Annotated in this window: 21 protein-coding genes and 5 pseudogenes; 10 read left to right on the top strand and 16 right to left on the bottom strand. The window is 71.9% G+C overall.

Translation table 11 applies throughout. From position 1 onward, the window contains the following. Positions 1-569: pseudogene (locus GPJ59_RS13180) on the bottom strand (hypothetical protein); the annotation flags it as partial. Positions 570-956: 387 nt separating this feature from the next. On the opposite strand from GPJ59_RS13180, the gene GPJ59_RS13175 reads away from it, so the two are divergent. Then, complete coding sequence (locus GPJ59_RS13175; protein WP_219667277.1) at positions 957-1,433, top strand: NUDIX hydrolase; 477 nt, start codon at positions 957-959, stop codon at positions 1,431-1,433. A gap of 543 nt (positions 1,434-1,976) precedes the next feature. Here GPJ59_RS13175 and GPJ59_RS13170 read toward each other — a convergent pair. Continuing rightward, positions 1,977-2,132 (bottom strand): hypothetical protein, encoded by a 156-nt coding sequence (locus GPJ59_RS13170; protein WP_258024320.1) that lies wholly within the window; start codon positions 2,130-2,132, stop codon positions 1,977-1,979. A gap of 311 nt (positions 2,133-2,443) precedes the next feature. After that, positions 2,444-2,968, bottom strand: coding sequence for a carboxymuconolactone decarboxylase family protein (locus GPJ59_RS13165; protein ID WP_219667276.1), 525 nt, complete (start codon positions 2,966-2,968; stop codon positions 2,444-2,446). A gap of 274 nt (positions 2,969-3,242) precedes the next feature. On the opposite strand from GPJ59_RS13165, the gene GPJ59_RS13160 reads away from it, so the two are divergent. Both GPJ59_RS13160 and GPJ59_RS13155 read left to right on the top strand, forming a co-directional pair. Further along, positions 3,243-3,713 (top strand): hypothetical protein, encoded by a 471-nt coding sequence (locus GPJ59_RS13160; protein WP_219667275.1) that lies wholly within the window; start codon positions 3,243-3,245, stop codon positions 3,711-3,713. 552 nt (positions 3,714-4,265) lie between these two features. Continuing rightward, a complete protein-coding gene (locus GPJ59_RS13155) occupies positions 4,266-4,424 on the top strand; it encodes a hypothetical protein (RefSeq protein ID WP_219667274.1) in 159 nt (52 codons plus the stop codon). Between the two features lie 277 nt (positions 4,425-4,701). On the opposite strand, the gene GPJ59_RS13150 is transcribed toward GPJ59_RS13155, so the two are convergent. Further along, positions 4,702-5,859: a nuclear transport factor 2 family protein gene (locus tag GPJ59_RS13150; RefSeq protein WP_219667273.1), complete on the bottom strand. Its 1,158-nt coding sequence runs from the start codon at positions 5,857-5,859 to the stop codon at positions 4,702-4,704. Positions 5,860-5,954: 95 nt separating this feature from the next. Here GPJ59_RS13150 and GPJ59_RS13145 point away from each other — a divergent pair, with 95 nt between their 5' ends. Further along, positions 5,955-6,908, top strand: coding sequence for a LysR family transcriptional regulator (locus GPJ59_RS13145; protein ID WP_219667272.1), 954 nt, complete (start codon positions 5,955-5,957; stop codon positions 6,906-6,908). 73 nt (positions 6,909-6,981) lie between these two features. Here GPJ59_RS13145 and GPJ59_RS13140 read toward each other — a convergent pair whose 3' ends face one another. The 4 genes from GPJ59_RS13140 to GPJ59_RS13125 all read right to left on the bottom strand — a co-directional run bounded on the left by GPJ59_RS13140 (position 6,982) and on the right by GPJ59_RS13125 (position 10,527). Beyond that, positions 6,982-7,605, bottom strand: a complete 624-nt coding sequence (locus GPJ59_RS13140; protein ID WP_219667271.1) for a hypothetical protein — start codon at positions 7,603-7,605, stop codon at positions 6,982-6,984. Between the two features lie 379 nt (positions 7,606-7,984). After that, positions 7,985-9,025 (bottom strand): hypothetical protein, encoded by a 1,041-nt coding sequence (locus tag GPJ59_RS13135; protein WP_308120272.1) that lies wholly within the window; start codon positions 9,023-9,025, stop codon positions 7,985-7,987. 207 nt (positions 9,026-9,232) lie between these two features. Continuing rightward, on the bottom strand, positions 9,233-9,553 hold the full coding sequence (locus tag GPJ59_RS13130; RefSeq protein WP_308120271.1) for a hypothetical protein: 321 nt from the start codon (positions 9,551-9,553) through the stop codon (positions 9,233-9,235). Continuing rightward, a complete protein-coding gene (locus GPJ59_RS13125; protein WP_219667270.1) occupies positions 9,535-10,527 on the bottom strand; it encodes a hypothetical protein in 993 nt (330 codons plus the stop codon). The genes GPJ59_RS13130 and GPJ59_RS13125 overlap by 19 nt, the downstream gene beginning before the upstream one ends. An 803-nt stretch (positions 10,528-11,330) precedes the next feature. Between GPJ59_RS13125 and GPJ59_RS13120 the strand changes: the two are divergent. Both GPJ59_RS13120 and GPJ59_RS13115 read left to right on the top strand, forming a co-directional pair. Then, positions 11,331-11,549: pseudogene (locus tag GPJ59_RS13120) on the top strand (phosphotransferase); the annotation flags it as partial. Between the two features lie 241 nt (positions 11,550-11,790). Then, a complete protein-coding gene (locus GPJ59_RS13115) occupies positions 11,791-12,318 on the top strand; it encodes a hypothetical protein (protein ID WP_219667269.1) in 528 nt (175 codons plus the stop codon). A 248-nt stretch (positions 12,319-12,566) separates the two neighbouring features. Here GPJ59_RS13115 and GPJ59_RS39045 read toward each other — a convergent pair. From GPJ59_RS39045 to GPJ59_RS13100, 4 genes and pseudogenes are all read right to left on the bottom strand, one after another. After that, positions 12,567-12,674, bottom strand: a pseudogene (locus GPJ59_RS39045) (IS982 family transposase); the annotation flags it as partial. A 308-nt stretch (positions 12,675-12,982) separates the two neighbouring features. Further along, a pseudogene (locus tag GPJ59_RS13110) lies at positions 12,983-13,507 on the bottom strand (hypothetical protein); the annotation flags it as partial. Between the two features lie 31 nt (positions 13,508-13,538). Further along, positions 13,539-13,901 carry a hypothetical protein gene (locus GPJ59_RS13105; RefSeq protein ID WP_219667268.1) on the bottom strand — a complete coding sequence of 121 codons (363 nt, stop codon included), beginning with the start codon at positions 13,899-13,901 and terminating at the stop codon, positions 13,539-13,541. A 152-nt stretch (positions 13,902-14,053) separates the two neighbouring features. Then, positions 14,054-14,539 (bottom strand): hypothetical protein, encoded by a 486-nt coding sequence (locus GPJ59_RS13100; RefSeq protein WP_219667267.1) that lies wholly within the window; start codon positions 14,537-14,539, stop codon positions 14,054-14,056. A 71-nt stretch (positions 14,540-14,610) separates the two neighbouring features. Here GPJ59_RS13100 and GPJ59_RS13095 point away from each other — a divergent pair, with 71 nt between their 5' ends. Beyond that, positions 14,611-19,224 carry a HEAT repeat domain-containing protein gene (locus GPJ59_RS13095; RefSeq protein ID WP_258024323.1) on the top strand — a complete coding sequence of 1,538 codons (4,614 nt, stop codon included), beginning with the start codon at positions 14,611-14,613 and terminating at the stop codon, positions 19,222-19,224. 126 nt (positions 19,225-19,350) lie between these two features. On the opposite strand, the gene GPJ59_RS13090 is transcribed toward GPJ59_RS13095, so the two are convergent. Further along, entirely contained in the window at positions 19,351-20,217 is an 867-nt protein-coding gene (locus GPJ59_RS13090; protein WP_219667265.1) for a hypothetical protein, read from the bottom strand. Positions 20,218-20,385: 168 nt separating this feature from the next. On the opposite strand from GPJ59_RS13090, the gene GPJ59_RS13085 reads away from it, so the two are divergent. Next, complete coding sequence (locus GPJ59_RS13085; protein WP_219667264.1) at positions 20,386-20,886, top strand: carotenoid oxygenase family protein; 501 nt, start codon at positions 20,386-20,388, stop codon at positions 20,884-20,886. A gap of 34 nt (positions 20,887-20,920) precedes the next feature. On the opposite strand, the gene GPJ59_RS13080 is transcribed toward GPJ59_RS13085, so the two are convergent. Further along, positions 20,921-21,868: a DMT family transporter gene (locus tag GPJ59_RS13080; RefSeq protein WP_219667263.1), complete on the bottom strand. Its 948-nt coding sequence runs from the start codon at positions 21,866-21,868 to the stop codon at positions 20,921-20,923. Positions 21,869-21,949: 81 nt separating this feature from the next. Here GPJ59_RS13080 and GPJ59_RS13075 point away from each other — a divergent pair, with 81 nt between their 5' ends. Together GPJ59_RS13075 and GPJ59_RS13070 are read left to right on the top strand one after the other, a co-directional pair. Next, positions 21,950-22,855, top strand: a complete 906-nt coding sequence (locus GPJ59_RS13075) for a LysR family transcriptional regulator (RefSeq protein ID WP_219667262.1) — start codon at positions 21,950-21,952, stop codon at positions 22,853-22,855. Positions 22,856-22,990: 135 nt separating this feature from the next. Next, positions 22,991-24,331, top strand: coding sequence for an MFS transporter (locus GPJ59_RS13070; RefSeq protein ID WP_219667261.1), 1,341 nt, complete (start codon positions 22,991-22,993; stop codon positions 24,329-24,331). Positions 24,332-24,424: 93 nt separating this feature from the next. Here the strand turns inward: GPJ59_RS13070 and GPJ59_RS13065 are convergent, their stop codons facing one another. Beyond that, positions 24,425-25,165: a class I SAM-dependent methyltransferase gene (locus GPJ59_RS13065; protein ID WP_219667260.1), complete on the bottom strand. Its 741-nt coding sequence runs from the start codon at positions 25,163-25,165 to the stop codon at positions 24,425-24,427. Positions 25,166-25,448: 283 nt separating this feature from the next. After that, positions 25,449-26,607, bottom strand: a pseudogene (locus GPJ59_RS13060) (ATPase); the annotation flags it as partial.

Genomic DNA, 26,607 nt, shown 5'->3' with positions numbered 1-26,607 from the left:
GACTGCCGGACTCCGACGGTCAGGAACACGAAGTCGCTGTCGGTCTCTTCGGCGTCGCCGGTGGAGGTCGCGGTGGCCCGGATGCCGGCCGGGCCCTGGGCCACGGCTCGGACGCTTCCGCTGAGCCGCCAAGGGCGGTCGTGGCCGGTCCGGCCGGCGCCCTCGGCGCGATGCACGCGGCCGCCATGCGCCGGGGTGAGGGAGGGGTGCGTGGCGGTGTGGAGACCGGCGGGCGCCGTCACCCACTCCAGGCCCGCGGGCAGTTGGACGTCGAGGCGCACGCCCGTGTCCCGGCCGGCGGTGCCGACCTCGATGTCGATCCGGGCGGTACCGCCCAGGGCGGGCACCTCGGACAGGCGCAGGGAGACGGACAGGCAGCGGGACCCTTCGTCCGTGCGGTCCAGCCGGGGCGCGGACGACCGGCACGCGGCGCTCGTGTCCCGCGCGCCGGCACCGGCCGAGGAGAGCGCGAGTGCCTGCGCTCCGCCGGGCCCGGCCGTCAGCGCGAACAGCAGAGCGCACACGGCGGCGCCCACCGCGTGGCGGTGGTGCGTACGACTCAGATGCATGGGGGGTCCTCTCGAGTCGGCGAAACTCGGTGCGGAAGCGGGTTCTACCGGAACCCGCGCCGCGTGGTGGCCGATCCGTGCCACCGGCTCGGATCGGCACACCGGCCAAGCCGCAAACAGGCCAACCTGACGCGCTGGGTGGGGCGCAACGTTCGGACCTTGTCGGCCAGGCCCCGCGACGTCTGGTGCCGCTGTGTGCCGAGGCCTCCCATGAGGTCGTCGACGCCGCCGTTTGCGACGGGCCGACCGGTCGGTGCGTTCGGGAGTGGTGGCCTGCCACCGGGGGCCTCCGTGGACGGTCCGCCCGGACCGAACCGTTCGGACCGAACCGCTCGGGCCGAGCGCAGGCCTTGATCGTCCTTTCGAGCACCGCATACCGTCAGGACGGTGGAAACAACGCACCGGCCCGCCGCCCGGGTCATCTGCCTGGACGCTGCCCACCGCCTGCTACTTCTGCGCTGGCGGGACCCGTTCGACGGGACATGGCTCTGGGAGCCACCTGGTGGCGGCATCGAGCCCGGGGAGACGCCGCTGACTGCGGCTCGACGTGAACTGGCAGAGGAAACCGGACTCGACCCGGCCGCCGTCCTTGACCGGTCGGTGCTTGTCGACCGTGACGTGCAGTGGAACGGCAAGCGGTACACCGGGACGGAGCACTTCTTCGTCGCTCGGTTTGCGGACGAGCAACCATCCCTGGTGCGGACCGGCTTGCTCGCCGACGAGCAGGCCGCCCTGGACACGCATGCCTGGATCGCGTGGTCGGACCTGGACTCGCTGACGGACCCGGTTGAGCCACCGAGTTTGCTGACCGTGCTCTGCTCCCTGGTGCCTGACGGCCCGTGGTGTGATCGTGATCGTGCATGAGATGCGGTCGCAGCGACTGCTTCGCCGGAGCTGATGGACGACGTCGCGGTCGTCAGCGACCACGGCAGCGGTCAGGTCGGCACGTACGCCTTCACCGGCAAGGCAGGACGGCACGTTCAACGGTCCGCTGGCCGGCTGGCGTTCGCCCAGCGGCTGGCACGCCTCGGCCGCCAGGTTCACGGCCGCGGACACCAACGGCGACGGACGTGCAGATATCGCGGCGACGTACTTCCACGGCTCGGTCGAGACGGCGCTGCACGTCACCTGTTCCGGGGCGCCCCCGGGCGCGTTCCGGCACACTCCGGTTCGGCTGCCGGCTGTCCGCGGCCCATGGCTGCGCAAGATCCTCGGCAACCTCACGCCGCACATGCCCGCCGGCTTCATCCAGTGCTCTGGCCGGAAAGGTCATCCGGTTCGCGGCGTCCAGTGCGGTGCGTCGCACGGCGGAGGGCCGCAGCTCGCACTTGGCGTACTCGCGCGGTCGGCCGGGCCGTAGCGGGCCGCGCGAGCAGCGAACGGGCGTCGTGCGCTGAACCGTCCTGCTCAGCGTACGACGGTCTCGCCCGCCCGGACGGCTCTCATCACGCGCTCCACGGTCTCGTGCTGCTCGCCGACCGGGGCGGCGTAGCCGATGGCTCTGCGGGCGGCGCTCTCGCCGAGTGCCCGGGTCATCGCGCCGACCAGGAGCGCGCCGTACAAATCGGATCCCGTCCCTGTCTCGAGCCTCGACGGGTGTCGTCCCACTGCCTCTCCGTCCCCCCGTTCGTCCGGCAGCCAGTATCTGGGGCAGCGCTCGCGCCTGGGCACGACTACTCAGCCGGCGTACTCATCGGGCCTCCAGTCGACCCCGGGTAGTGGCGCCCCGCGCCCGCGCCGGCGAGTTCTTCCCGCCGGCAGTTCGACTGCCCAGGTGTGCGGCTCGAACATGCCTGGACCCATCGTCCGCAGCCGGCCCACCGGCAATGGGGGGGCGTGGCGGAGCACCGCCCATCGCTCTGCGCGGACCGAAGTCAGTCCCACTGCCGGTAGGCAAGGGAAGCCACCGGCTGGGGCTTGCCGATCACGGCCAGGGCGATGAAGAAGTTGATCTGGCCGATCGCGATGGTGAGGGTGACCAGCGCCTTCTCGTCGTAGTGCTTGGCCACCTCGGCGTACAGCTCGTCGGAAACGCGCTCCTGGCCGTGCGGGGCCGGCTGAAGGGTGGCCTCCACGAGGGCGAGGGCGGCGCGTTCGGCGTCGCTGAAGAACGGGGCGTCCTGCCAGGACGAGACAGCGGTGATGCGCTCCTCGGACTCCCCCGCCTTGCGCAGGAAGCCGGTGTTCAGGACGGTCAGGTAGGTGTTGCGGACGATCTGACCGGCGCGCAGGTGGACGAGGCTCATCGTGGTGCGCGGCACCGAGCGGTTGCCGGTGGCGCGGAAGAGAGCGGCACTGATGTCGTTCAGCTCGGGCACGAACTCGGCCGGGTCGGGCATCCGGGAGATCGAGACGGCGGACGCGGTGGAGGCGGTGGAGGCGGTGGAGGTGTTCGTCATGGCTGCTCTCCTTGGTCGGTGTCTTCACAGCACTGACGAACGGGCGCACGAGGACGTGACAGGTTCGGGAGAGTTTTTCCAGCCTGCTCAGAGCCCGCCGACAGCCGGATCTGAATCCGTTCAGGTGAAAGACCGTACCGGGAGGGGTAACCGGCCGCGTGGAGTCGGCCCGCACGGTGGTGGCGGCCGGGCAGGTGGACCTGTTGGTTGGTGGGCCGACGACGGAGGGATGGCCGCAGAGGAGTGGCCGCCGTGTGGGCGGCACAATGGCCCCGTGAGCGTCCAGACCAAGATCTTCAGGCTCTTCAGCTACCGGCCTTGCGGGCACGAGCTGCTGGTGCGTGTCGTCCGGCCCGCCGCCTCGAACGCCGACCAAGGGGCGTTGGACGCCGCCGACGGTGTCGCTGACGCAGCAACGGAACGTCTTCGCACCTGGTGGGAGCAGTCGCGCTTGCAGCCCGACTGTCCGCACCGGCACACATCGAGCCTGGTCGCCGAGATGCAGGAGGAACCGGTCGGAGAGGACCTCCTCGGCTCGGGCCGTCGACAGCTCGGGGTATGGGTGGCGGGGACGAAGTTCGGCGCGCCGTGGATGGTCCTCGGGAGCGCATCGACCGAAGCGGAGTTCTGGCGAGAGGTCCGACTCGACTCCGACCTTGTCGATCTCGGCCCCCTGGCCCCTGCCGAACTGCACCACGTCCACTTCCTCACCGACGAGGACGACCCACCAAGCCGGCAGCCCTGACGGAAGGCCGGCGGATCGGCACCTCCGCAGCCGGGGCCGGTCACTGCACTCCCGGGCCGTGCTACGACGTCGCCCGTTCGCGTCCTGGTCAGTAGGAGAAGATCGGGTGACCGCCGCCGGGGCGGGTCCAGTGGTGGCCGGCCCGGGCCAGGTGCGTTCAGCAGCCCGGTGCAGCGCGCAGGGTCATCCCGTGGCGGGTGCGCAGGCACCGTACCTCCCGGACCGAGAGGGCGGTCACCGACAACGGTCCGCCCCGCATGAACGTGTACAGCACTTCCGCAGGTGCGGCTACGTCGGACCGTTTCAAGAGCCTCGAACCCCGGTTGCTCACCGCAGTCGTGGCCTTGCACCAGTGCTCCGACTGGCCCGAACAAACCGGGGCCTTCGGCTGGTACGGAGTGTGAAGCGGCTGGCGGGGGGATCTCTCGCCGCGGGAGGCGTGGCCCGCTCCCCGGAGTGACGCACAGTCGGGTCGGCGGACCAGCGCGCGTAGATCCTTGAGGCTCCGAAGGTAGCCTCCTGGGGAGCAGACGCAGCGGAGGGAGCAGCATCGTGGCGGAGCAGACGTGTGGAGCCTGGGCGCAGTTCTTCGACGACGAGGGGTACGAGGCCGGGTGTGTGCTGCCTGCAGGGCACCCGGGCAGGGTGCATGAGGACGCCATCATCGGCCCGTGGGACGAGGACGAGCTCTACACCACCCGTCCCGAGTAGCTTCGGCTCCCTGTCAGCCTCCTCGCTTCGTTGCAGCCGTCCGGTGCTCGACGCACCGACATCGGCTCGACTCCCCTGCAACCGGACGCACCGCGGTAGTTCGCAAGGGCCGTCCTGGCCTCAACCTGCATATCCCCGCCGGGGAATGAGCACAGAATCCCCCTGCTCCGTGGGCTGACGGCATCGATCAAGCAGTTCCAAGTCACCTTCGGCTGCGCAGGACCTGAGCGCGTCCGCTGCCGGTGGGGACCGGCGGATGCCGCCAGGGGCGTTCCTCTCAGTCATGGCGGTGATAGGCCTTGTTCGCAATGCGCCAGCCGTCGCCGGCGCGGATCAGCAGGAAGACGTCGGTGAACGTGTCTGCGCCGTGCCGGAGCGTCATGGTCGCGGTCGCGGCGGTGCCGTGGACATCGACCGAGTCGATGCGGCGGAAGCGGGTTCGTTCGTCCGGGGCCGGCCGGCCCCGGAAGAGGGCGCAGTACTCCTCCAGGCGCCACGAGACGAACGCGCCGGCCCGGATCCCTTCGATGTGGGCGGTGGGCAGGAACGCTTCGCGGAAGTGGGCGGGGTCGCCGGTGGCGTGTCCGCGGATGTAGGCGCGGAGCGGTTCGAGCACGGCGTCCTCCACGGCGGGGACGGTGGCGGCAACGGCGATGTCGGCCCCGGGGTCGGCAGGGGTGTCGGCCAGGTCGGCCGCGCTCGGCGAGGGAATGTCCGACGCGGCGGCGAGCAGAGCCATGTCCTTGGCCAACGCACCGATCGTGAATTCGGCCGGCCCGGCGGGCGGCTCGCCGAGGAGGAAGCGTCGTTTGCGGGCCACGAGCCCGCCGAGCTGGCCCAGTTCGAGGACGTCCAGCACCTGGGCACGGGGCAGGCCGAGGGCGTCCGCCTGCCGTAGTGAGTCACGCAGCGCGAGGACGGCGCCGGCGAGACCGTTGTTGGCGATCAGCTTGAACGCGGCGGCGGTGGAGGCGTCGCCCACGCGCCGGACGGTACCCAGGGTTTCCAGGACCGGCCGGACACGATCGAGTGCGTCCTGGTCTGCGGCGGCAAGGATCTGCAGGGCGCCGGCGGCGGCAGCGGGCACGGAGCCGAGCACGGGCGCATGGACGTAGGCCGAGCCGAGTTGCCGGGCCAGCCCCGCTGCCTCGGCAGGGGCGATGGTGCTGGTGTTCAGCACGATCGTGTCCGGTCTCAGCGCTTCACGGACGTCGTCGAGGACCTGGCGGCAGGCCGGGCCGTCGAACAGGGCGAGGAGCACGATGTCGGCCTTGGCGACGGCTTCGTACGGGTCACCGGCCGTCTTGACGGCGCCTGACGTGCGCCCGGAGCGCGTCCAGCCGACAACGTCCCAGTCCTGGGCAGTCAGTCGTGCAGCGATCGCGCCGCCCATGCGCCCCAGACCGAGGACGGCGATCGTGTGCGGTGTGGTCATGCATGTCAGCGTGGTTCACGTCGATGGTTGCGACAAGCGCAGATTTCGCATACCCGCCATGCGGGACGTGCATAGCGGCCGGGCATACTGCCGCCATGGATCTGACTGTGTGGCGAACTTTCGCGGCGGTGTGCAGACTCGGGTCGCTCTCGGCGGCGGCAGCCGAGCTCAACCACACGCAGTCGGCCGTCTCCCGGCAGATCGCCGGGCTGGAGCGGCAGCTCGGCGTGCCCCTCATGGAGCGCCATGCGCGTGGTGTGCGCCCGACGCCGGCCGGCGAGGTGTTCCTGCGCCACGCCTTGGCCACGCTCAACGAAGCCGACCGCGCCGTTCGCGCCGCACGAGACGCTCACGCCGGGGCGTCCAGCCGGCCGCTGACCGTCGGTGCGACACCGTCCCTCGCCGCGGGGATCGTCCCCGAGGCCATCCGGAGGCTGTTGGAACAGGACGGCTCCATCCGGTGGAGCCTGCTCCCCGGCCTGAGTGCACAACTGCACAACCGCGTGATCGCAGGCGATCTCGATGTCGCGGCCGTCACCGACGCTCCGCCGGGCCTGCCTCATGACCCGCGGGTGGAACGCCGGTTCCTCGGGCTGGACGAGATGGTCGTCGTACTGCCCGCCGGCCATCCGCAGGCCGGGCGCGGCCCGGTGCGCATTCAGGCGCTGGCAGAGCACACCTGGGTCGAGGACAATGACGGCTCGGCGGCGCTCCTGCGCCAGCACGCCGCCCGCGCCGGAGTCACCGCCCGCATCGACCTCGCCGCTGCCGATCTGCCCGGCAAACTGGCCCTGGTCGCGACGGGGCACGCCATCGCGCTCGCACCCGGAGTGCTCAGGTGCGCACTGCGGACCGACGTCACCACGGTCGGCCTCGTGGATCCTCCGACCCGCGGCATCTACACGATCACACCGCGTCGAGCCCCCCATCCCTCCGCTGCACCCTTGCTCGAACAGCTCGCGAGAGCCTTCTCCTCGATCCGTCCGGCGCCTGCCGCCGCTCACCGGCTGCCGGCTGCCGGCTGCCGGCTGCTGACTGCTGACTGCTGACTGCTGACTGCTGACTGCCGAACGTCTCGGCTGCGTGTGACGGTGCCGCCGCGACGACGTCGTTGCGTCGTGGTCAATGTCCCCCGCGTGGTTCCAGGCAGCCGCCCTCCATGTAGGCCCCGTGCGTCTCGACCTTCACGGGAGTGCCCAGACGGCCGGTGACGCACGGTCCGGTGCCGGGAACGGCGAACGCGAAGCCGAGCACCCCGCCCGATCCGTAGACCTCTGAGGCGCCGGTGGGATACCCGAGGGCCTGGAGGGTTGCGGCGAGTGCGGCTTGGTCGGCGGGCAGCCGCTTGCCGGGCCCTGTCAGTTCCTTCGTGATCCGCTCGGCGTGCGCGCGGCCGACGCAGGTCTGCTCCGGGGTGAGCCGGGCCTTCGTCTTGAAGGCATGGTTCTCGGCGTACTTGGCCGCTTCGGAGTCGGTGGGGCGCGGGTCGGCGGGTGCCGTCGTCCCGGAGGGCGAGGGTCCGGCTGCGAGGTTGCGGCAGCGCGCGGCGATCTCCGGGAACTGCCGGTCGTGCTGCTGCCCGCCTGCCTCGGCGCCGGCGGACACCGATGCCTGTACGTCCGCCGCCCGCGCGGAGGCTTGGCCGCTCTCCCCGGTCGCCGTCACCGTTCCGCAGCCGGTGAGGCCGAGCGAGCCCACCGTGAGAACCGCCGCGATCGCGGCGGCGGACCAGCTCTGACACTTCACGGCGGACTCCCCGTCTCGTTCGGACACACGGACGGCCGATTATGCCCGGACCGGGCCGCAGTGGGCCTGAGTACCTGTACTCAGGCCTACCGGAACCCGAACCGCCCGGCCACGGGACCCCCTCCCCCGCAGGGCGACCGCGCGGGGAGCTCCGTCATGCAGGACTGCGTGCGCCCGGCCTCGTCGGGCACACGCTTGCCGCTGCTCAGGTCCGGTACCGGTACCCCTGCGGCGCGGATCGTGCCCGGGTCGGGCAGGGTGCCGGATGATGCCGAGGCCACGCCCCGGGCGCGGCCGCCGTGCCCCGGCGGCCACGGGGTGCGGGGCCGGGGCCGTCTGGTCCGGGAGCAGGACGCGCACCGAAGCTGCCCCGTACCGCTCAGGCCTCCCAGTCCTCCTCGTCGCCGCCGCGCATGGTGCGCCATCCGGCAAGGTCTTCCAACGCCTCCCGCGCCAACTGGGCGTACTGCACCGGGCACTCCCACAGCTCGCGGGCCGAGAACTCGGCGGGCACCGGGGTGTCGGGGTGGTCGTCCGGCGCGTACAGGTGGACCACCGCGCGGTACCGGGACTGCACGGTGGAGTCGGCGGTTGACCAGGGGTGCTGCGGATGCTCGCAGGAGACGTCCAGGTCGATGGTGGCCATCGCGGCGGCGAGGTCGCGCGCGTACGAGGGCGGCAGGCCCCCGTAGGACTGGGCGATGCCCATCCACAGGCAGAGGAACACGCCGATCCGCTCCTCGTCCCGCATCTGCCCGGTGAGCCAGCGGCGGGCGGACCACAGGGCGACCGGGCCTGTGTTGTCCTCCCAGCTCCGGCGGATCGCGTCCTGCATGGCGACGATGTCGAGGCGGCCGTCGTCCCGGACGAACTGCGCGTCCAGATGGGAGACGTCGATGCCGCCGAAGAGCTTCTGGTGCGCCTCGTGCAAGCGGCCCAGGGCCTCATCGGCGACGGCCGCGAGGAACCCCTCGCAGTCGAACGCCGCCGACTCCGCCCTGTCCAGACCGTAGTCCTCGGCGAATGCGGCGCGTCCGGCCTCGGTCAGCATGCTCACCCCGGCCTCGACCTCGTACTCCGGGTCCAGCTCCGCGGGGTGGGCGCCGGCGGGGCAGGTGCAGGAGGCCCGGTCCAACTGCGCACGGAACCCGTCCAGGGCCCCTGTGTACGACGCGAACAGGGACTTGCTGAAGATGCGTGCGCAGACGTACCAACAGGTGGCATGCAGGAGGATCGTGTACCCGGTCCGTTCCCGTCGGCTCTCCGCGGTGGCCTCGCGGCAGAGCGCCTCCGCCGCGTCGTGGGCGAGGGCGGCGAGGGTCGATTCGGGATCTGCATAGGGGTAGTCACTGACGATCCCGGACAGGTCGGAGATCAGTTCGCGGTGGTCGGCAGGCAGCGTGGGCGTCACTTCAGTCACATCCGTAACCGACGGTTGCGCAGGTCGGGCGGTTCCCCCTGACGCACGTGGATGATGGTCCGGTCGGCTCCGTCCTGAGTCCGGGGGGAGGGAGAGCAGGAGGTCCAGCCTGTCGACGGACGCCTCGTGTTGTGCCTGGGCCAGCGGCACAGGAGCGGGGCCTATCGGATGCGGCCGATGCGGTGGAGTGAGTGGCGGCGCTGCTGGTCACAGGCGGGTGGTGAACCGGCCGTCGGGCAGTTTGCGGAGCCAGCCGCGATCGACGGGTCTGACCTGCTTGCTGCGTAGCGGTTCCAGCTTGGCCTTCAGGCTGACGTTCACCCCACCCCCCACCGCTTCGCCGACCTCGCGGCCCATGACCGGTCCGGCGGCCTGCCGCACGGCGGCGGTGAGGCGGTGGTAGTCCCACGGGAACGAGTCTTCCTCCACGCCCGGGTCGCGGTGCGGGATCAGCATCACCGTCAGGCCGCCCGCCACGGCAAGCGGGAACCGGAAGGCCGTCCCGTACGTCAGCCGTGGTCTTCCCACTCCGCTCTGCAGAACCGCGCTTCGCTGACGACGGTGTCGCCGGCCCTGGTGGCGCGTACGTACATGTTGAGACCGTCCGGTCCCAGGTCTCCGCCGCAGCCGATGACCAGGCCCCTTTCGCTGTCTTCGATGTGCTGGGTCAAGGCCGCGTCGACAGCGGAGACCGGCATGCCGATCAGCCGAATGCCGTCAAACTCGACCTGCGGGCCGGTGCGGCCGTGAACAGTGACGGCACCCAGAACAGGAGGCCGGCCACGTCCGCAGGAGTAGTGCGCGGTCACACCGGCCGTATCGAAGCGGTCGTCGTGCAGGATCCACTCGCCGGGGCCTTCCCACGGCTCTCCATAGGGGTACCGGCCATGACGAGCGGCTGGCTCCTCGTTCAGCGCGGCCGCGACCTGGGACGGGCACATGCCGAACCTGAGCGGCCCGATGCTCTCCAGCGGTGTCCAATCCCAGCGCAGCCGGTCCTGCTCGGCCTTCACCGGCCACGCTCCCGCATTCGGATCCCGCTCGCGAACATCCCACCTCCGGATGACGGGCTCGGCCCCATAAGGATCCGCGGCCAGCTCGGGGCCGACGAACAGGGCATTAGTGATCATTGTGTCCTGCCGCTCCACGTACCCCTCAGGCGACAACCCCAGTTCCAGAGCGGCACCCATGGAAACCCCCCACGCCTCCACTTCGGGATCGCCACTCCAGTTCACCCGCACCGAAGCCCCCTCCCGGCGTGCGAGGTCGTGGATATCGGAGCGCACGTCTGACGGCACGCGAGCGATCAGCTCAACGTCCCGCAACCGCACCAGAGGCCCGTCCATCGCGTCGATCGCCAGCGCGACCAGACCGGAATCCTCTCCGTATACCGCAGTGACACCCCAATCGCTGTAACAGCCCCAGCCGATCCCGCTGCCCAGGCCCTGCGAGACGTAGGCGACTGCCCCGTCGAGCGCCGTCGCCACCTGGTCGGAATTCATCCCGAACCGCAACGGCCCCACACCGACCAACGGCTCGAGTACCCAGTTGGCCCGCGTCCCGGGCCTCCTGTTCCACCAAGACATGCCAACCCCGACAATCGCTCTGACAACCCTCGGCACATCCTGCCGGTGATCTTGTCAGCCACCCTAGGCGCGGCCTCTGACAACGCGTTCGTCGACAGCTTGCCCGGAACACCAGCAGATCCGGGGAGGGAAGCAAGTCGCCGTAGGACTTCCAGGGAACCCGGACACCGGCTGATCAACTCCACAGACAGCCGCCCGTGACCGGCGTGAGTACCCCGGGAGTCGATCACACCGGCCATTCGACCTGGCACTTCAAGTTGGCGGCAAATCAGTGGGGCCACCTGGCCCGTCGTAGGGGTGGGGAGGGCGATGAGGAGCTGCTCGGGCATTGCCGCCTGCTGGTGGACCACGACGCCGTCGTAGTACGAGGCGCGGGCGGGAGAGCCGTGGAGGCGATGACCGCACGGTAGGTCGTGGCGCAGCGGGATGCGCGGGGATCCCCCGCTCCCCGGCTTCCAGGGGCGGGTGGGGCGCGTCCGTGTCCGGGTGGTTGGGGCCGGCCGGGGGCCGGGGCTCGCGCACCGGATCTCCGCCGAGCCAGCCGGCGCGGCAGGAGCAGCTAGGCGGTCTCCACCTGGCCCGGGTGCGTCCGGCGGTCGCCGCCTGCGTCGTCGCCGGGTCGTCGCCGTTCGGCCGGGCGGTCGCTGCGTCGAGGACGAGGGCCAGGAGCCGGCCGGGCTGTTCGGCGTCGCTGCCGTGTGCCGGGGAGAGCGCGATGCGGCGACCCGGCCTGCGACCTGACCATCGCCTTCACCCTGATGTCGCCCGACAGCCGGGCCGTCTTCCGCACCGTGCTCGGCGTGGACGACGCCACCTGGTTGCGGGGCCGCGGCTGGGCCCTGACCACCGGCCTGAACGCCTACACCTGCCACGCCGCCGTCAACCCCCGAGTCGCCGAGCAGACCACCCGCCAGATTACCGAGGCCCTCATTGGATAGGAGCAGTCGCGAGTCGAGTCGAGTCGAGTCGCGATCGAGAGCGTGGGCGTGGGCGTAGGCGGACCTGGCGCAGGCACCGGGCCCGCCCAAGGGGTGTCCCGTAAATGATCTCTGAACGGGACTCCGAGTCTTTGCGACCATCGTCCCCCGCTGCGATCAACAGTTGGCTCCCCCGTGTGGGGGATCGTGATCGTCCGCATGGCCGACGCCCTGTCGTCGGAGGTTCGGCGACGTTGGAGTCATGCCGATCAACCTTGCTCTGGGCGACACCGACCGACCGGTTCCGCGTTGGGCGCTCCGGTCCGCGAAGGCCCTTCCGTTCGTCGTCCTGCCGCACTGCCTGTGGCGGCTGCCGTTCGCCTTCGACTTCTCGATGGGAATCGTAGATCCGTCGGCATCGCCTATGCCCTGGTGGGCCCCCGCCTACGTGTTCGGGCTGAGCGTGCTCACCGAGGCTCTGGCACTGCTCTGTACCGGCCTGGTCAGCGGGTGGGGTGAGCAGGTTCCGGACTGGGTGCCGCTGATCGGTGGTCGGCGGGTCGCGTTGCTCGCCGCGATCATTCCGGCGGCCTTGGGCGGACTGGGCCTGGTCGTGATGTGGGACACCATGCCCCTTGCCTGGTTCGGTCTGCTGGGCTTTCAGGAGGTCGCCTTCAGCAACGGCTGGTGGATGCTCCTGGCACGCGTGTGCATCAGCCCGGTGATGCTGTGGGGCCCGATCGTGCTCGCCCTCACCTACGCCTACTACCGACGCCGCCGATCCGCCTGACTCCCCCGAAGGTGTTGAGCGCCGGCAGCGCTCCCTTCCGCTCACAGCCGATCGTGACGATGAACGGCCGCCCGCGGTCTTTCCCGGGGCCCTGTCCCCTCGGTGACGCGGAGGCAGGCCACCGCTCGGCTCAGTACAGCTTCCATGCCTCCATGGGCGGGGCGTCCCAGTAGCTCGACCACCGCACGAGTGTGACGGTGTCCCCGTCGCGGCGCACGCCGAAGAAGTATGTGAAGTGGCTCGCGGTTGCGGTAGCTGGGCCGCAGTGTCAGGCCAAGCTTTGCCCTGAAGGCGTCCAGATGCTTGGAGACGTAACGCTTGTCGTCGACGATCGTCTGCCCGGGGTGGGTGGCCAGCTGCATGGTGGTGTGGTCGCTGCCCTTGAGCGTACGCAGCACCCACTCGGCTTCTGCCAGCGGCCCGGTCAACGGCGCCTCTGCGTCGTGGAAGTCGAGGTCCTCGCGTGCGGCGATCGCGGCATGCGACTTGGGGTGCAGGCGTTGGAGGGCTGCTGGGGCGTCGTGCTGGTCCCAGATGTCCAAGGAGGCCCTCTGAAGGGCAGCTCGGCTGCTTCGATGCGCTGGAGTGCGCGTGTCCATGCGCGTTCGGTCATGAAGGGCGCTGCGGAGGGGAGCGGCGTCGGCTCGGCTGCGGGCGCGGGCTTCGTGGGAGGGGAGGAGCTCGGCGATGAAAGTGCCGAGCCTGCCGGAGTATTGCGGGGGGCCTTCAGCCCTTCCTGCTCACTGTCGGCGCCGCCCGCCTCGTCGGCAGAGCCGCCTCCGACGCCGGTGGGCCACTCGGGGCTGACGACGTCCAGGGTCCAGCCGTCTGGTGTGGTGCTGTGCAGACCGGCGCCGAAGAGCCCGGCGATACGCACCGGCGTACCCTCGATCGGGCCGAGCCCCGGGCAGGTGAGCTCCGGCGACGCGTCCGGAGTGCTGGTGTCGGGGTCTGGGTCCCGATCGCGGGCGACCTTCTCGCCGGTTACCGCGTCGAAGAGTCCATGGCCGTCGGTGGACACGACCATGACGAGGTCGTGCCCGCTGTCGGGATGGACGGCGAAGCCAATACCGAGCAGGCCTCCGATGGGGGTCCTGCGGTCCAGCACCGGCTGCCACGGCTCCGGGGCCGGCATGACGGTGGCGGCGATGTAGCGTTCGCGCAGCCTCTGTTGGTACTCCGTGATCAACTCGTCTCCTCGGGGCTGTCCTTGTCGAGGGTCAAGACCACGAACGGGACAGCCGGCTGCGGGCCGCCCTGCCTCGCGGGAAGGGCAGCCATGGCTCAGTCGACGCCGGCGCCGTGCGCGGCGGACAGGCGACGTCTACGCCCTGCTGGTCGAGGGCGGCCATCTGCGTGGCCGTGTCCGGCCAGGCCGGGGAGGCGAGGATCGCATCGCGGACCAGACCCTCCGGCATCGTCGTGCGGAGCATATCCGCCCAACGGCCGGTGGCCTCCGCGCTGATCCGCGCGGCGTTGGCCTCCACGGCCTGGTAGATGGTGGAGGCGACCCGGCCGACCTGCGGGAGGAACGTGCGCAGGCCGGCCCCGGTCTTTGGCAGCAGGACCAGCTGGCCGGGCATCGCGGGCCAGTCAGGGCCACGGTACGCGAGGGCCCGTGGACGCCCGGCATGCCGCCTCCGCCCGGCCCTCCCAAAGAGCGGTCGCCCGGTGCGCGGCCGGCCTGCTCTGACGCATCCGCCACCGCAATCCGGTGCCGCACCACCGCCGGGGGCTACCCTCGCCGCCACAGCCCCTCGTCCACCCGGATCCCGGGCAGGCCCGGCACCGCTGCCGTGGCCGCCCAGAGCTCGTACCGGTCGTCCTCCTCGTCCATCGCGACCCGGAGGCGGCTGCCGTCCTCGAGGATCACCGTCCACAGCCCCGGCGGTTCGGTGTCGCCGTACAGCACGTACACACCGAAGTGGGCGGCGAACCGCTCGGCGAACTCCTGTCGCCCGACCCGGTCGGCCAACCAGCCCTCGACACCGACGCTGAAAGACATCGTGAAGTGGCCGCAGACCTCCCGGTACGTACAGAAGACGGAGAACACAGCGTCCTCCGGGACCTCCTCCAACTCCTCGCCGACCCGATCGTCATGGCCCACGAACAACTGACTCTCAGGAATCTCGAAACAGTCCAGCAGGAACGCCCGCAACGCCCCCTTCACGACCATGCGGGACGACAAACAGTCGTACCCGGTGGCCTCACTCCCCGTCATGCCACCACCCTACGCGCGGCGGCACATCGGCGGCGGGGCGGGGCGTATCCCGTTAGCATCCGACGGTGACGATGCCGGAGGACAAGCCCTTTCTGGATGCGGTGCGACGGGCCGACGTCGGCTGGTTGGCCGGCCACCTCGACGCACGGCTCTGCCTCCCGGCCGTTTTCGGACGCCTCATCGGGCACGACGATCCCCGTCTGCGGCACCTGGGGTTGGTCCTCCTGGCCGAGCGCGTCACGTCGGGCCCGACGGGCGTCGAGGCCGAGATGGCCGAGCTCGCCCAGCTGCTGCCGGTGTCTGTGGAGGGAACGCCGGAGGCGGCACTCGTCCTGGCGGGACTCTACGAACGACTGGGGCCGCATCTCCAGGGGCGCCCCTGGCCGTCGTGGCGTACGGCCGGGCTTCCGGTACCGGTGCGGATCGCCTGGCTGCGCGCGGAGCTCCTCAACGAGCCGGCCGTGATCCGGGAGGAACCTCGGGGCGAACTCCTGTACCAGGCCGTGCGGGACGTGGCGGTCACCTGCGTCCACCGGATCGAGCCACTCGTGAACGAGCTGGTGGACAGCGGTGATGCGGTGTTGCAGGCCGCGGCGCTGCGACTGGCCAGGCAGGGGCTGCACGCCGGTCTGCTGGCTCCCGCACGGGTTCGCGCGTGCCTGGTCGGGCTACTCGGTGCCGACAGCGCGGATGTCGTCGCCGCTGTGCTGGATGAACTCGCCCTGCCCTGGGCGGTGTTGGATCCCCTGCGAGCTGAGCTCCTGCCATTCTTCCTCACCGCCGACGCGGTGACCGCACGGCCCGAGGTGGCCCGTGCCGCACTCACGGCCGCCGCCCGCCACGGGCACCGGGGCCTGCTGCGGCAGGTCGTCGACGGTCCGGACCTGCCGCCCGGTCTTCGTCGGCGCGGCATGGAACTGCTCGGTGACCTGGCCGACCGGGGTGACATCGGTGGGGTGACGGCCATCGCCGTACGGGACCCCTTGCTGTTCGGCGGGCCGGCGGTGACATGCCTGCGCGGGCTCCATCGGCGTGGGCAGTTCCTGGACGATCCGCACGACGTGCTGTCCGTCATCGGTCTGGCGCTGGCTGATCACTCGATACCTCCCCACGAGGTCGCGACGATCCTGTACACCTGTCGACAGGAGGCGTTCCGCGTGCTGGTGGATGCGGCCGCCGACGATCCGAGCTGGCGGCGGCGGCTCGCGCTGCTGGTCGCCCTCGCCGGACAGGGGGCCGGGGACCTGCCGATCGGGGACGTGATCACACGGGTCCTTCCTTCGGCTCCCGCGCCGGGGCCGTTCCTCGACGCCATCCGGGCATTGCGCCATACGGAGGCCGAGGACGCCGTGATCGCCCTCCTGCCGTCCGTTCCCGCAGCGGCCCTGGACGCACTGGAAGCCATCGGCGGGCACCGGACGGCGACGGCGTTGAGGGAAGGGCTCGGCCTCGCCGTCGAGGAGAGCGCGCGCGTGATCGTGCCGCATCTCCGCCCGGTACGGAACCGCGCCCTTGAGGTGCTGTGGCATCTGACCCAGGATCCGGCCCAGCGACGTGCCGTCCTCGTCCGTCTCGATCCCGCCGACCTTCCGACTCGTATCGCAGCCGATCTCGGCGGTCCCGACGAGCGGGAACTGGCTCTCCTGAGTTCCCATCTGGACCCGGACGAGCCGGTGGCGGCACTGTGCAGGCTGGCCACCCACGGCGGCGCCGGTACGCTGCCGGTCATCGAGGACCTGCTCCTGCACATCGTGGCCGACCTGGTGGTGTCCCGGGAGGCCGCGGAGCCCGTGGTGCCTCAGGAGGTCCTGGACGCCGTACACGGTCTGGGCCGCCGCCTCCACGGGCGGAGACGGATCAGGCCGTCCTGCCTGCTGGACGCGGCGACCGCCGAGGAGGCCGGACACGCCCTCGTCGCGACCACGGCCCTGAACCTCCTGGACCGGCCCGGACTGGCCGCCGCTGAGCAGACGATCCTGCTCGAACTCCTGCTCCGGGCCCCCTACGCCGGCACCCGCGCGCGGGTGCACCGCCTGCTGCGCCACCGGGACCGGCACGTGCGCAAGCACGTGATCGCGTTGCTCGCGCGTGACGCCACCGGGGACGATGCGCAGGCATTGTCGGCGACCCTGATCGCGCTGACCACCGCCCAGGACGTCCAGACCGTCCGGCAGGCGCTGCTCGCACTCGGGCACGCGGAGGCCCGCTGGGCCGCCACCGCGATCGCCGCATGCCTCGACCATCCGAACATGAACATCAAGAAGACCGCCGCCGGGGTCCTGGCCCGAGCGGGCACGCCCGCGGCGGTACCGACGCTGCTCTTCTGGCTCGGGCGTCACGACAATCCAGGCCTGCGCGGCTCGCTCACCGAGGCCCTGCGCGCCATCCTCGGCGACGCCTACGCGGCGACCGTCCTGGCCGCCGCCGAACACGTCGAGGCCGGCCGCGCCCGCGACCTGCTGCTGGAAGGCCTCGACGGCACACTGCCGGCGCGCTCGGTGCTCGCGCTGGACCACCAGGCTTCACCGGTCGCAGCGCCCCTGCTCGCCCTGGTCGCGACCGGCCGAGTCCGCCTGGCCTCCGGGACGGTCGAGGAGCTGTCGACGGCCATGGCCGAGCACGGGATCACGCCGGCCGAAGGCCGGGGGCAGGCGGCGGACATCGCGGCCGACCTGGACGTCGGGGCGCTGTCGGCGAAGGGCTGGAACCCGTCGGTCGCGCTCCGCATTGCCGCAAGGCACGAGCTGCCGGACGCCACCCGGCTCCGGGGCCTACGGCCCATGCTGCCGGACTGGCTCCGCCTGGCCGGCTGCGAACCCGCCGCCCGGGCGCGGGTACTGAGGGTCGTCCTCCGGCTCTGCCCCGCACCGTGGACGACCGGGGAACTGGCGGCCTTCGCCCGGTTCACCGATGTTCTGCTCGACGGGCTCGCCGAGGCCTCGGCCGGGGACCGGCGCGATCTCTTCGCGGTACTCGAAGCGGTCGCGCCGACACTGCCGGCGGTCGAGAAGCCGGCGGTCGTCGACGCGGTCCGCGCGCTGCCCCCGGCACCCGGGGGCCGGCCCGTACTGGCGCTGCTCCGCGGCCTCGGCGCAGTGCTGGTCCGTGCCGACCTCGATCAGGCACTCGCTTCGGCCCGGCTGGAAGCCGACCCCCTGCAGGCCGAGACCGCTGTGCTGCGGGACGCGTTCGGCGTCCCGCAGTCCCCTGCGGCCACGTCACCGGCCGATGCCGATGCCCATGCGGATGCCGATGCCGATGCCCGGACCGCGGCGTGGCGCGCCGCACTGCATGCCGCGGTGCGCACGCCGAGCGCCTTGGAGCAGTTCCGCCGACTGTGCAGGCCGCCGTACGAGGCCGTCGCGGGCTCCCGCGACCGGCTGAGAGCACTGATCGATGTCTACTCCTCGGCCGGCGCCGAGATCCGTGCCGCCCTCATCGACTGGATGACGGACCTCCAGCCGCTCGACGCACCGCCCTGGACCATCGCCGAGACCGCCCACGCGCCGACGCCGCCACCGCGGACCGTGCACGTCGACGACCTCGACCAGCCCCGCTCGACCGCCCTGCGGGAGCGCCTGCTGGCCATGCTGCAGGCGTCCGTGCCGGAGCACCGTCGCACCGCGGCTCTGGCGCTCCTGGAGTGGCCCGAGCCGGAGGCCAGGATTCCCGTGCTCCGGGCGTTTCTGCGAGGCCGCATCGACGTACCCGTCGGTGTCGACCTGGCTCGCACGCTGTACGCCATCGGCGGGACGGAACTCCGCGCGGACGACGTCCGCCACGACCGGGTCGCTCTCGTGGCGAGTCGGCTCGATCCCTGGGACATGGAACCACTCGTGCCGCTCCTGCTGGAATGGTGGGAGCACGACTCCCCGTCCAGTAGCTCCGCGGCCGGGCGGGCGCTGCGCCGGTTCCCCGCGGACGTGCTGGCGCAACGCCTCGCAGACCGCCTCGACGCCGGTGCGTGGGGGTTCCTCGACCTGCTCCGTGGGCGTCCCCTGCTGCGCACCCCCGCGCTGACGCGGACCTGCCGGCGGCTGCGTGCCGAAGGGCGCGACGACCTTGCTGACGGGCTGCTCCTCGTCGAGGGTCCGCTGCGCCGCCCGGAGGCCGCACGGCAGGACGCGACCGTCCTGGCAGCGCTCCGCGACCGTGCCCCGTACGCGGCGGCGGCAGCGGCACAACCCCCCTCCCGGCAGCAGCTCGTGGACGAGGCCCGTACCGGCGACCCGCTGCGGATACGCCGAGCACTCGCACAACTCGCCGAGGGGCACAGGGGCCCGGAGCCGGACCCGGACCCCGGGCTCCGGGACCTGATCGGTGAGCTGCTGCGTCACCCCAGACCCAAGGTCCGCCTGCACGCCCACCGGACCTCGCGGGTCATGCTGGACCGGCAGACCTACCTGCACCACACGTCGATCCTGCTGGACGACCCCCAGCCGGACCTGGTGCGCACAGCGATCCTGACTCTCTGCCACGCGAACTGGACCCCCGCAATCCCCGCCCTGACCGGGATGCTGGAGCACTCCCACCCCGCCGTCCGTACGGCCGTGACCAAGGGGCTCATCGACATGGGCGGGCCGGTGATACCCGCCCTCAGACATGCCGCCGCCCACGCCCGCCCCGACAAGCGGTCCCTGTACGAGGAGGTCCTCGAGCGGATCACGACGGCCGCAAGCCGCTGACTGCTCGGTACAGCCGGTCGAGCTTGTGCCGTCAGGCCGTGGACCTGCCTGCCAGGGGGCGGGTGGACGGGGACCGGTGATCGATATGTCGGCGACCGGTCGCAATGGTCCAGCCAGTGCTGTGCATCAGCTGCTGAGGTCGAACACGCCCCACACGGTGAACGGCTCGGCCTGGACGTAGATCCTGCTTCCTCGGGCGACGACCCGCCGGCGGCCGGGGGCAGGGCCGTCGGGCAGGGTGAGCAGGCCGACGTCCGTCGGCTCGACGGACGTTTCGGTGAGCTCTCCGTGGGCGAGCCGGTTCCGCTCCTTGCCGTAGCCACCGTAGAAGGCGACCCGCTCGCCGTGGACGGCCACCGCATGGGCACCCCGTATGCGGTTCGCCCATACCCTCACGGGGCGGTCGGGGTGGTCGGGGCGTATCTCGACGAGCGGGAAGTCCGTGTACGGGCACGCCCAGGCGGTGGTGCCCGCCACGTTGAGGGCGTAGCAGTCGAAGAGACCGGGGATGCGGGCGCCGTCCGACGTCCAGGCGAGCCGGCCCGTGGCGCTCCAGCGGCGGATTCCGGCCGGGTTCTCGTCGAAGTGCCCGACCCAGATATGGCCGGCCTCGTCCACGAGCAGGTGCTCGATGGCGTCCCCGACGGAGAAGGACGAGGTCTCGCGGCCGAGCGCGTCGAAGACCTGGACCTGGTCCGTGTCCTCGTACCGGCGGGCGCGTGAGGCGGCGACGACGAACCCACCGTCGGGCAGGCGGTCCAGGCGCGGCCAGCGGGCCCGCACGGCGCTCAGCTCGGTGAGTTCCACGTTGCCGCCCGGATGGACGGAGACGACCAGCGCGTCGAAGGGCAGGACATCGCCAGCGGGCTGCGGAGCGCTTTCGGCAAGCAGCCAGTGGGCGGCGCCGAAGACGTCCACGGTACTGGTCAGGACGTGGCGGTCATGGTGCGCTCGGGGGAGGTGGGCGTAGGGAATGAGGGCGGTCTTCTGCACGGGCGGGCTCTCCTGAGTGGGCGGTCACGGTCATCGGGCGCTGCGGTGAGCGGCGGTCGGCGGCGCGCGAGCGGTGGAGAGCGGAGCGGGGCGGCGCCTAGACGGCATGGCCCTTTCTGGTCGTCATGAGGTGATCATCGTCGACGTCCGACCCCGTGACAAACCAATATGCCCTGGGAGGCCAGCGCCGACCTCGACACGATCGGCGTCGACGACTTCGGCGGCAAACTCACCGGTTCGATGACCGCACACCCGAAGGAGGACCCGCAGACCGGCGAAGTGCACTTTTTCGGCTACAGCCCCTTCGCGCCGTTCCTGACGTACTACGTGGCCGACGCCTCCGGCGCGATCGTCAGGTCCGAGGTCGTCGACGGCTCCGGACCGTCCCTCATGCACGACTTCGCGATCACCCGCGAACACGTCGTCTTCATCAACTCGCCGGTGGTCTTCGACGATGCCGAGCACTCCGGCATCCCTCGTCACCGAATTCCCGTCGATCAACGAGGCCCGTACCGGTCCGACACTCGCCACGGCCGGATGTGGCGGAGCCACGACCCGGGTCACCGAGCTGACCGGCGGCATCACGTTTCACGGGGTCGCCTATCAGTACGTCCTCACCCGCGCGTGAGTACCTGCGCGACAGGCACACGCCCGCACGGTCGCCCGTGACCACGTCTGCCGCCACCCGTGCCGCCCGGACGGCTCAGGTCGGCGTGCTGCTCAGCGGTGTCGACGGGTGGGTGTCGGCCGGTTCCACGGCGGCAGGGGCGGTGCGGTGGGCGCGTTCGATGGACTGGCCCCAGTACGTGCCGGCGACCATGAGTGCTGCGCCGAGGGCGGTGAAGAGGGTGAAGTGCTCGCCGGCCAGGCCGATGCCGATGGCGGCCGCCCACACCGGCTCGGTACCCAGCAGGAGGCTCGCCCGCCCCGCCGACGTGCGCTGGATCGCCCAGGTCTGGGCGAGGAACGCGAACACGCTGCAGAACAGGGCCAGGTAGACGAGCCGGCTCCAGGTGCCGGCCGACGCCTGGGCCAGGCTCGGCAGGCCCCCGGCGGCGGGCACGAGGCACAGCCCCGCTCCGACGGCCATCTGTACTGACGTCAGCTGCAACGCGCGGACGGGACTGCCCGCAGTGAGCCGGCCCACGAGCACCACGTGACCGGCCCGGACCACGGCCGCGGTGAGGATCAGCGCATCGCCCGCCCCGGGAGCACGCAGCCCGTGGCCGGCGGTGAGCAGGCCGACCGCCCCGACGCACATCCCCGCGGCGAGGTAGAAGCGCGGCGGCACCCTGCCCCGGCCGCCCGTGCGGTCGAGCAGCGGAGTGATCACCAGGGTCAGGCTGATCAGCAGCCCCGCGTTCGCCGCGCTGGTGCGCGTCACCCCGTACGTCTCCAGCACCAGGACCGCGGCCTGGGTCACGCCCAGGACCGACCCGATCCGCACCTCTTCCCGGGTCCACCGGTGGCGCCCGCGGCGGGCCGCCGCCAGGACGAGCGGGACGACCGCCAGCGCCGAGATCAGATAGCGGACGAAGAGCACCACCAGGACCGGGACGGCCTCGGTGGCGTTCTTCGCCGTGAGGTAGCTGGAACCCCAGACGAGGGCGACGAGCAGGAGCACCAGATCGGTGCGGCGGGTGTCGGGCATGCGGTCCACCGTGCCCGACCAGCATGTTGAAGCCAAGAGCCAACTTCTTAAACGATCTTTTAGTGCCACTACAGTGTGCGGATGGACGAGAGACAGCTGAGGGTCCTGCGCGAGCTGGGCGAACTGGGCAGCGTCACGGCTGCGGCCGAGGCGCTGCGGGTCACGCCGTCGGCGGTCTCACAGCAGTTGCGCCTGCTCCAGCGCGCGATCCCGGTCCCCCTGACCGAGCGCGACGGCAGACGGCTCGTGCTCACCCCGGCCGGACGGGCGCTGGCCGGGGCCGCGGTCGAGGTCGAGACCGCGCTGGCGCGGGCCCGCCGCACCGTCGACGAGTTCCTCGGCCAGAGCGGCGGCACGGTCTCGGTGGCCGCGTTCCACAGCGCCGCCGCGTTCTTCGGCCCCCGCCTGCTGAGCGCCCTGGCCTCGCCGGGCTCACCTCGGCTCGCGCTCGCCGACGAGGACGTCTCCCAGGCCGACTTCCCGCGTCTGACCCGCTCGTACGACGTCGTCCTCGCCCACCGGCTCGACCACGCCCCGCCGTGGCCGCCCTCCGTGACCGTGACGCCCCTGCTGCACGAGCCGCTCGACGTCGCGCTGCCCGCCGGCCATCCCCTGGCCGCCAAGCCCGAGTTGACCGCCGCCGACGTGGCACACGAGCCGTGGATCACCACCCACGACGGCTTCCCGCTGATGGCCACCATCGAGGCCATCGCCGCCGCGGCCGGCCGGCGCCTGCACCTGGCCCACCGCATCAACGAGTTCACCGTCGCCGCCGAGCTCGTCGCCGCCGGGGGTGGGATCGCCCTGATGCCGCGCTGGACCGCCCGCCCGCACCCGAACGTGACCCTCAGGCCCCTGACCGGCGTCCACTCACGCCGGCGCATCGACGCCCTGCACCGCCCCGAGCGCACGGCACGCGCCGCCGTCCAGACCGTCCTCACCCTGCTCCGGACCGCTGCAGCGGCCGTCGGGAACCGGGGCGGGTAGACCGCCCTGATCCCGGCCCCGCGGAGAATTCGGATGACGGCGAAACCCGTACTGCCTACCATCGGGCGCTGCACCCGCCGTCCCCTTCCTGATCGGTCTCCCGTGAAGTCCTCGGTCCTTGCCGTGGTCCCTGCCGTGCTGCGTGACGAGCCCCAGTTCGCCCGCCTGTTCGCAGGGCAGTCCCTGTCGGTGCTCGGCGACCGCGTGTCGTTCGTGGCGATGCCCTTCGCCGTGCTCTCGGTGGGCGGTTCCGCGTCCGATGTCGGCCTCGTGGCCGCCGCCGGACTCCTGCCGATGCTGCTGTTCACACTCGCGGGCGGCGTGTGGGCAGACCGCTTCCCGCGGCACCGCATCATGCTCGTCTCCGACCTGGTGCGGTTCGCCGTGCAGGGGCTCATGGCCGCGCTCCTGCTCGCCGGCGTCGCCCGGGTCCCCCACCTGGTCGTGCTGATGGCCGTGTTCGGCACGGCGGACGCGTTCTTCATGCCCGCCTCCACCGGACTGATGCCGCTGGTCGTCGGCCCCGACCGGCTGCGGGAGGCCAACGCCCTGCGCGGGTTCGTCCAGTCGTCCGGCCTCGTGCTCGGCCCGGCCGTGGCCGGCGGCCTGGTCGCGCTCGCCGGGCCCGGCGGCGCCCTCGCCCTCGACGCCCTGACCTTCGCCGTCAGCGCCGCCTTCCTGGCCCGGCTCACACCCCGCGGGACCGGGCCCGGCACCGTACGGGCCGCCGGCGGAGGCACGTTCCTCGGCGAACTGCGCGCGGGCTGGCGGCACGTACGGAGCCGGACGTGGGTGTGGTCGGGCATGGCCGCCATGGCCGTCTACCACGTCGTCGTCCTGCCGTCGGTGTTCGTGCTGGGACCGGTGCTGGCCGGCCACGAGTGGGGCGGCGCGGCCGGCTGGTCGGTGGTGGTCGCGGCCTTCGGCATCGGCTCCGTCGTCGGCGACCTGTGCGCCTACCGGCTCCGGGTCGGGCGCCCGCTGGCCCTGGCCGCCGCAGCCCTGGCCCTGGCTTCCTGCCAGGCCGTGATCATCGGCTCGGGGGGATCCCTGGCGCTGGTCGCCGCCCTCGAAGCCGTCACCGGCGTCGCCGTCTCCCTGTTCTTCGTCCTGTGGGAGACCGCCCTCCAGACCCACGTGCCCGAGGAGGCCCTGTCCCGCGTGAGTTCCTACGACCACCTGCTGTCGTCGGGACTGATGCCGCTCGGCCTGGCGCTCGTCGGCCCGGTCTCCCAGTCCCTGGGCACGCGCCCCACCCTCTTCGCCATGACGCTCGTCGCCGTCCCCGCCTCGCTCGCCCTGCTGTTCGTCCCGGCCGTACGCCGCCTCCCGGCGCATGCCGGGGACCAGTCTCCGGCCACGGATCCCGACGCGGTTCCCGAGGCGGATCCCGACGCGGATCCCGTCCCGGTCCCGGACGGCGACGGCGGTGCCGGCGACAGCCGCGCCGAGCCGGGGGCGGGCGTCAGACCTTGACCGGTGCCGGTCCGCGGACCGGCCGCCGCCGCGTACGGCCGCGGGGCTCGCCCGGCCCGTCCGAAGGGCCGGGCGAGCCGCGGAGCGGACTGCTCAGGCGGTACAGCGGATCATGGTCAGCGGCCGGTTCGCGTCGTAGTCCTCCCAGAACTCCTGGCCGAACTCCTGCACGCCGGCCTCGGAGACGTCCAGCCGGACCCACTCGATCGCGGAGAACCCGGCCGCCGTCAGCGTCTTCTCGTACGTCTCCCTGGACGGCACGGTGGCCTCGAACGAGACGGGCGGCTCCAGCAGGGCCGTGAGCCGGATCCCCCGGCCGATCTCGTTGTCCTTGCCCGTCGATTCGCACAGGAACCCGTACTTCGCCAGCGACGGGCCGCCGAAGTCGTAGTCCGGGTTCTGCACGAAGAGGAAGAACGAGGCGCCAGGGGTGAGGCTGCGCCGGATGTTCCGCATCATCTGCTCGATCTCCGCGACGTCGCCGGCGTAGTTGAACGCCTGCACGGCGATCGCGACGTCGAACGGCTCGTCGAAGGTACGCAGGGTGGCGGTGTCGGCGACCTCGTACTCGACGCCGAGAGGCTCCGCCTGCTCGCCCGCCCTGCCCGCGTCGATCATCGCGCCGGAGATGTCGAAGCCGAAGACGCGTGAGGCGCCGCGGCGCTTCAGCTCGCGGCTGTAGAAACCGGTCCCGCAGGCGATGTCGAGCACGGACTTGCCGGTGACGTCGCCGACCAGGGCCAGGAAGCCCGGCACCTCGGCGTAGCGAATGACCGGCAGGGTCTTGAAGCCCTCGAAAGCTTCCCCGATACCGTCGTACAGCTGCCCACTCATCGTGGTGGTTCCCCTCGGTCTGTGGCGTCGGCTCCTGGAATGAGCCGCGGCCCCGTGGGGGAAGTCTCATCCGGCGGCCCGCGGACTCCGTATTGGTGAAAGATCCGAAAGGTGCCCCCCGTCGATGTACGGAGCTCCCTCCAAGGGGCCGTGCCGGTGCCGGAGTTCGCCCGCCCGACGCGTTCCGTTCCGTACCGGCACACGCGGCCGTGCGGTCGACCTGGTCACGGAGGGGCAGCGGCCGACGCCACCGTCGAGTGGGACGCCGGTCAGGGGTCAGGTGCTACCGGGCTGCCATGGGCGCGAGTCCGAGGGCGGCCAGTGCGGACGCGCCGGTCGCTGCGTGCGCGCCCCCGGCGAGCAGGAGCGTGCGCGCCCACTGGTAGCGGCAGCCGGCCGCTTCGAACGCCGACGCGGTGGCGAGCACCTGCGGCGGATCGCCGCCGAGCAGGGCCTCCGCCCGGTCCACCAGGGCGGTGGCGACCGGGTTCCCGGCGACCACGGCCCGCGCGGCGGCGACCCGGCCCCGGGCGTCCGGGTGCCCGGCGAGGACCGCTGCCTCGGCCCGGAGCGCCGTGTACCAGTGCAGCCAGACCCAGCAGACCCACTTCCACACCTGCTCCGGCTCGGGCGCGATGCGCTCCAGGGCCGCGTCTGCGTCCCCGTGGTGGAGCAGGACCATGGCGTCGAAGACGGCGCCGTGGCCGTGCTGGTTGTCCTCCTTGCCGCCCGCCCGGTCGGTGATCGTAAGCCAGGTCGCCCGGGCCTCGTGGTCGCCTCGCAGGCCGTGGATCATCGCGACGGAGGCGGCGGCCGGACCGAGTGAGAACGACCGTTGCCGGCCGGCCTGCTCCCACGCGTCGAGGAAGCGCACGCTGCTGGTGAGCACCGCGTCGGCATGGCCCGCGAACGCGTCCGCGACGAGCAGCCAGGACGTGGCGTGGTCGCCCACCTCGGCGAGCTGCGGCTGGTCCGCGAGCCGGCTGCCCCACCGGCGGGCCGCCGGCAGCTCGCCCGTGCCGACGGCGGTCGCGGCGGCCATGGCGAGGGCGTCGATCAGCTCGTGCGTCCGGGCAGGTGCGCTCGGTGCCGAGGTCAGGATGTCGATCCGGGCCCGGGCGGCGGCCGCGGCGGCGAAGCTCTCACCGGCCCAGCTCCGGGCGCCGGAGAGCGCGTCGAGGGCGGCGGACCGTGCCACCGGGTCGCCCGCGCGCCCGGCGAGTTCGACGGCCCGTTCGGCGCACGCGACGGTGTCCGGTGCGGTGTTGTCCGGGGCCCCCTGGACCGCGCCGAACGCGTCGGCGACCACCGCGGCCTCGGCCAGTGCGAGAGCCGCCTCGGCGGCCGGGTCGTCGTCACCGGTCAGCTCGCGCGCGGCCGCGAGCAGGCCGGTCACCTCGTCCGCCGGCGGAATCCGGCTGGTGAACGTGCTGGAGAAGCGG

This window comes from Streptomyces bambusae, assembly GCF_019400985.1.
Classification (GTDB): Bacteria; Actinomycetota; Actinomycetes; order Streptomycetales; family Streptomycetaceae; genus Streptomyces; species Streptomyces bambusae_A.
Note: the sequence above shows the minus strand (reverse complement) of the source record. Positions and strands in the feature narration are given on the sequence as shown.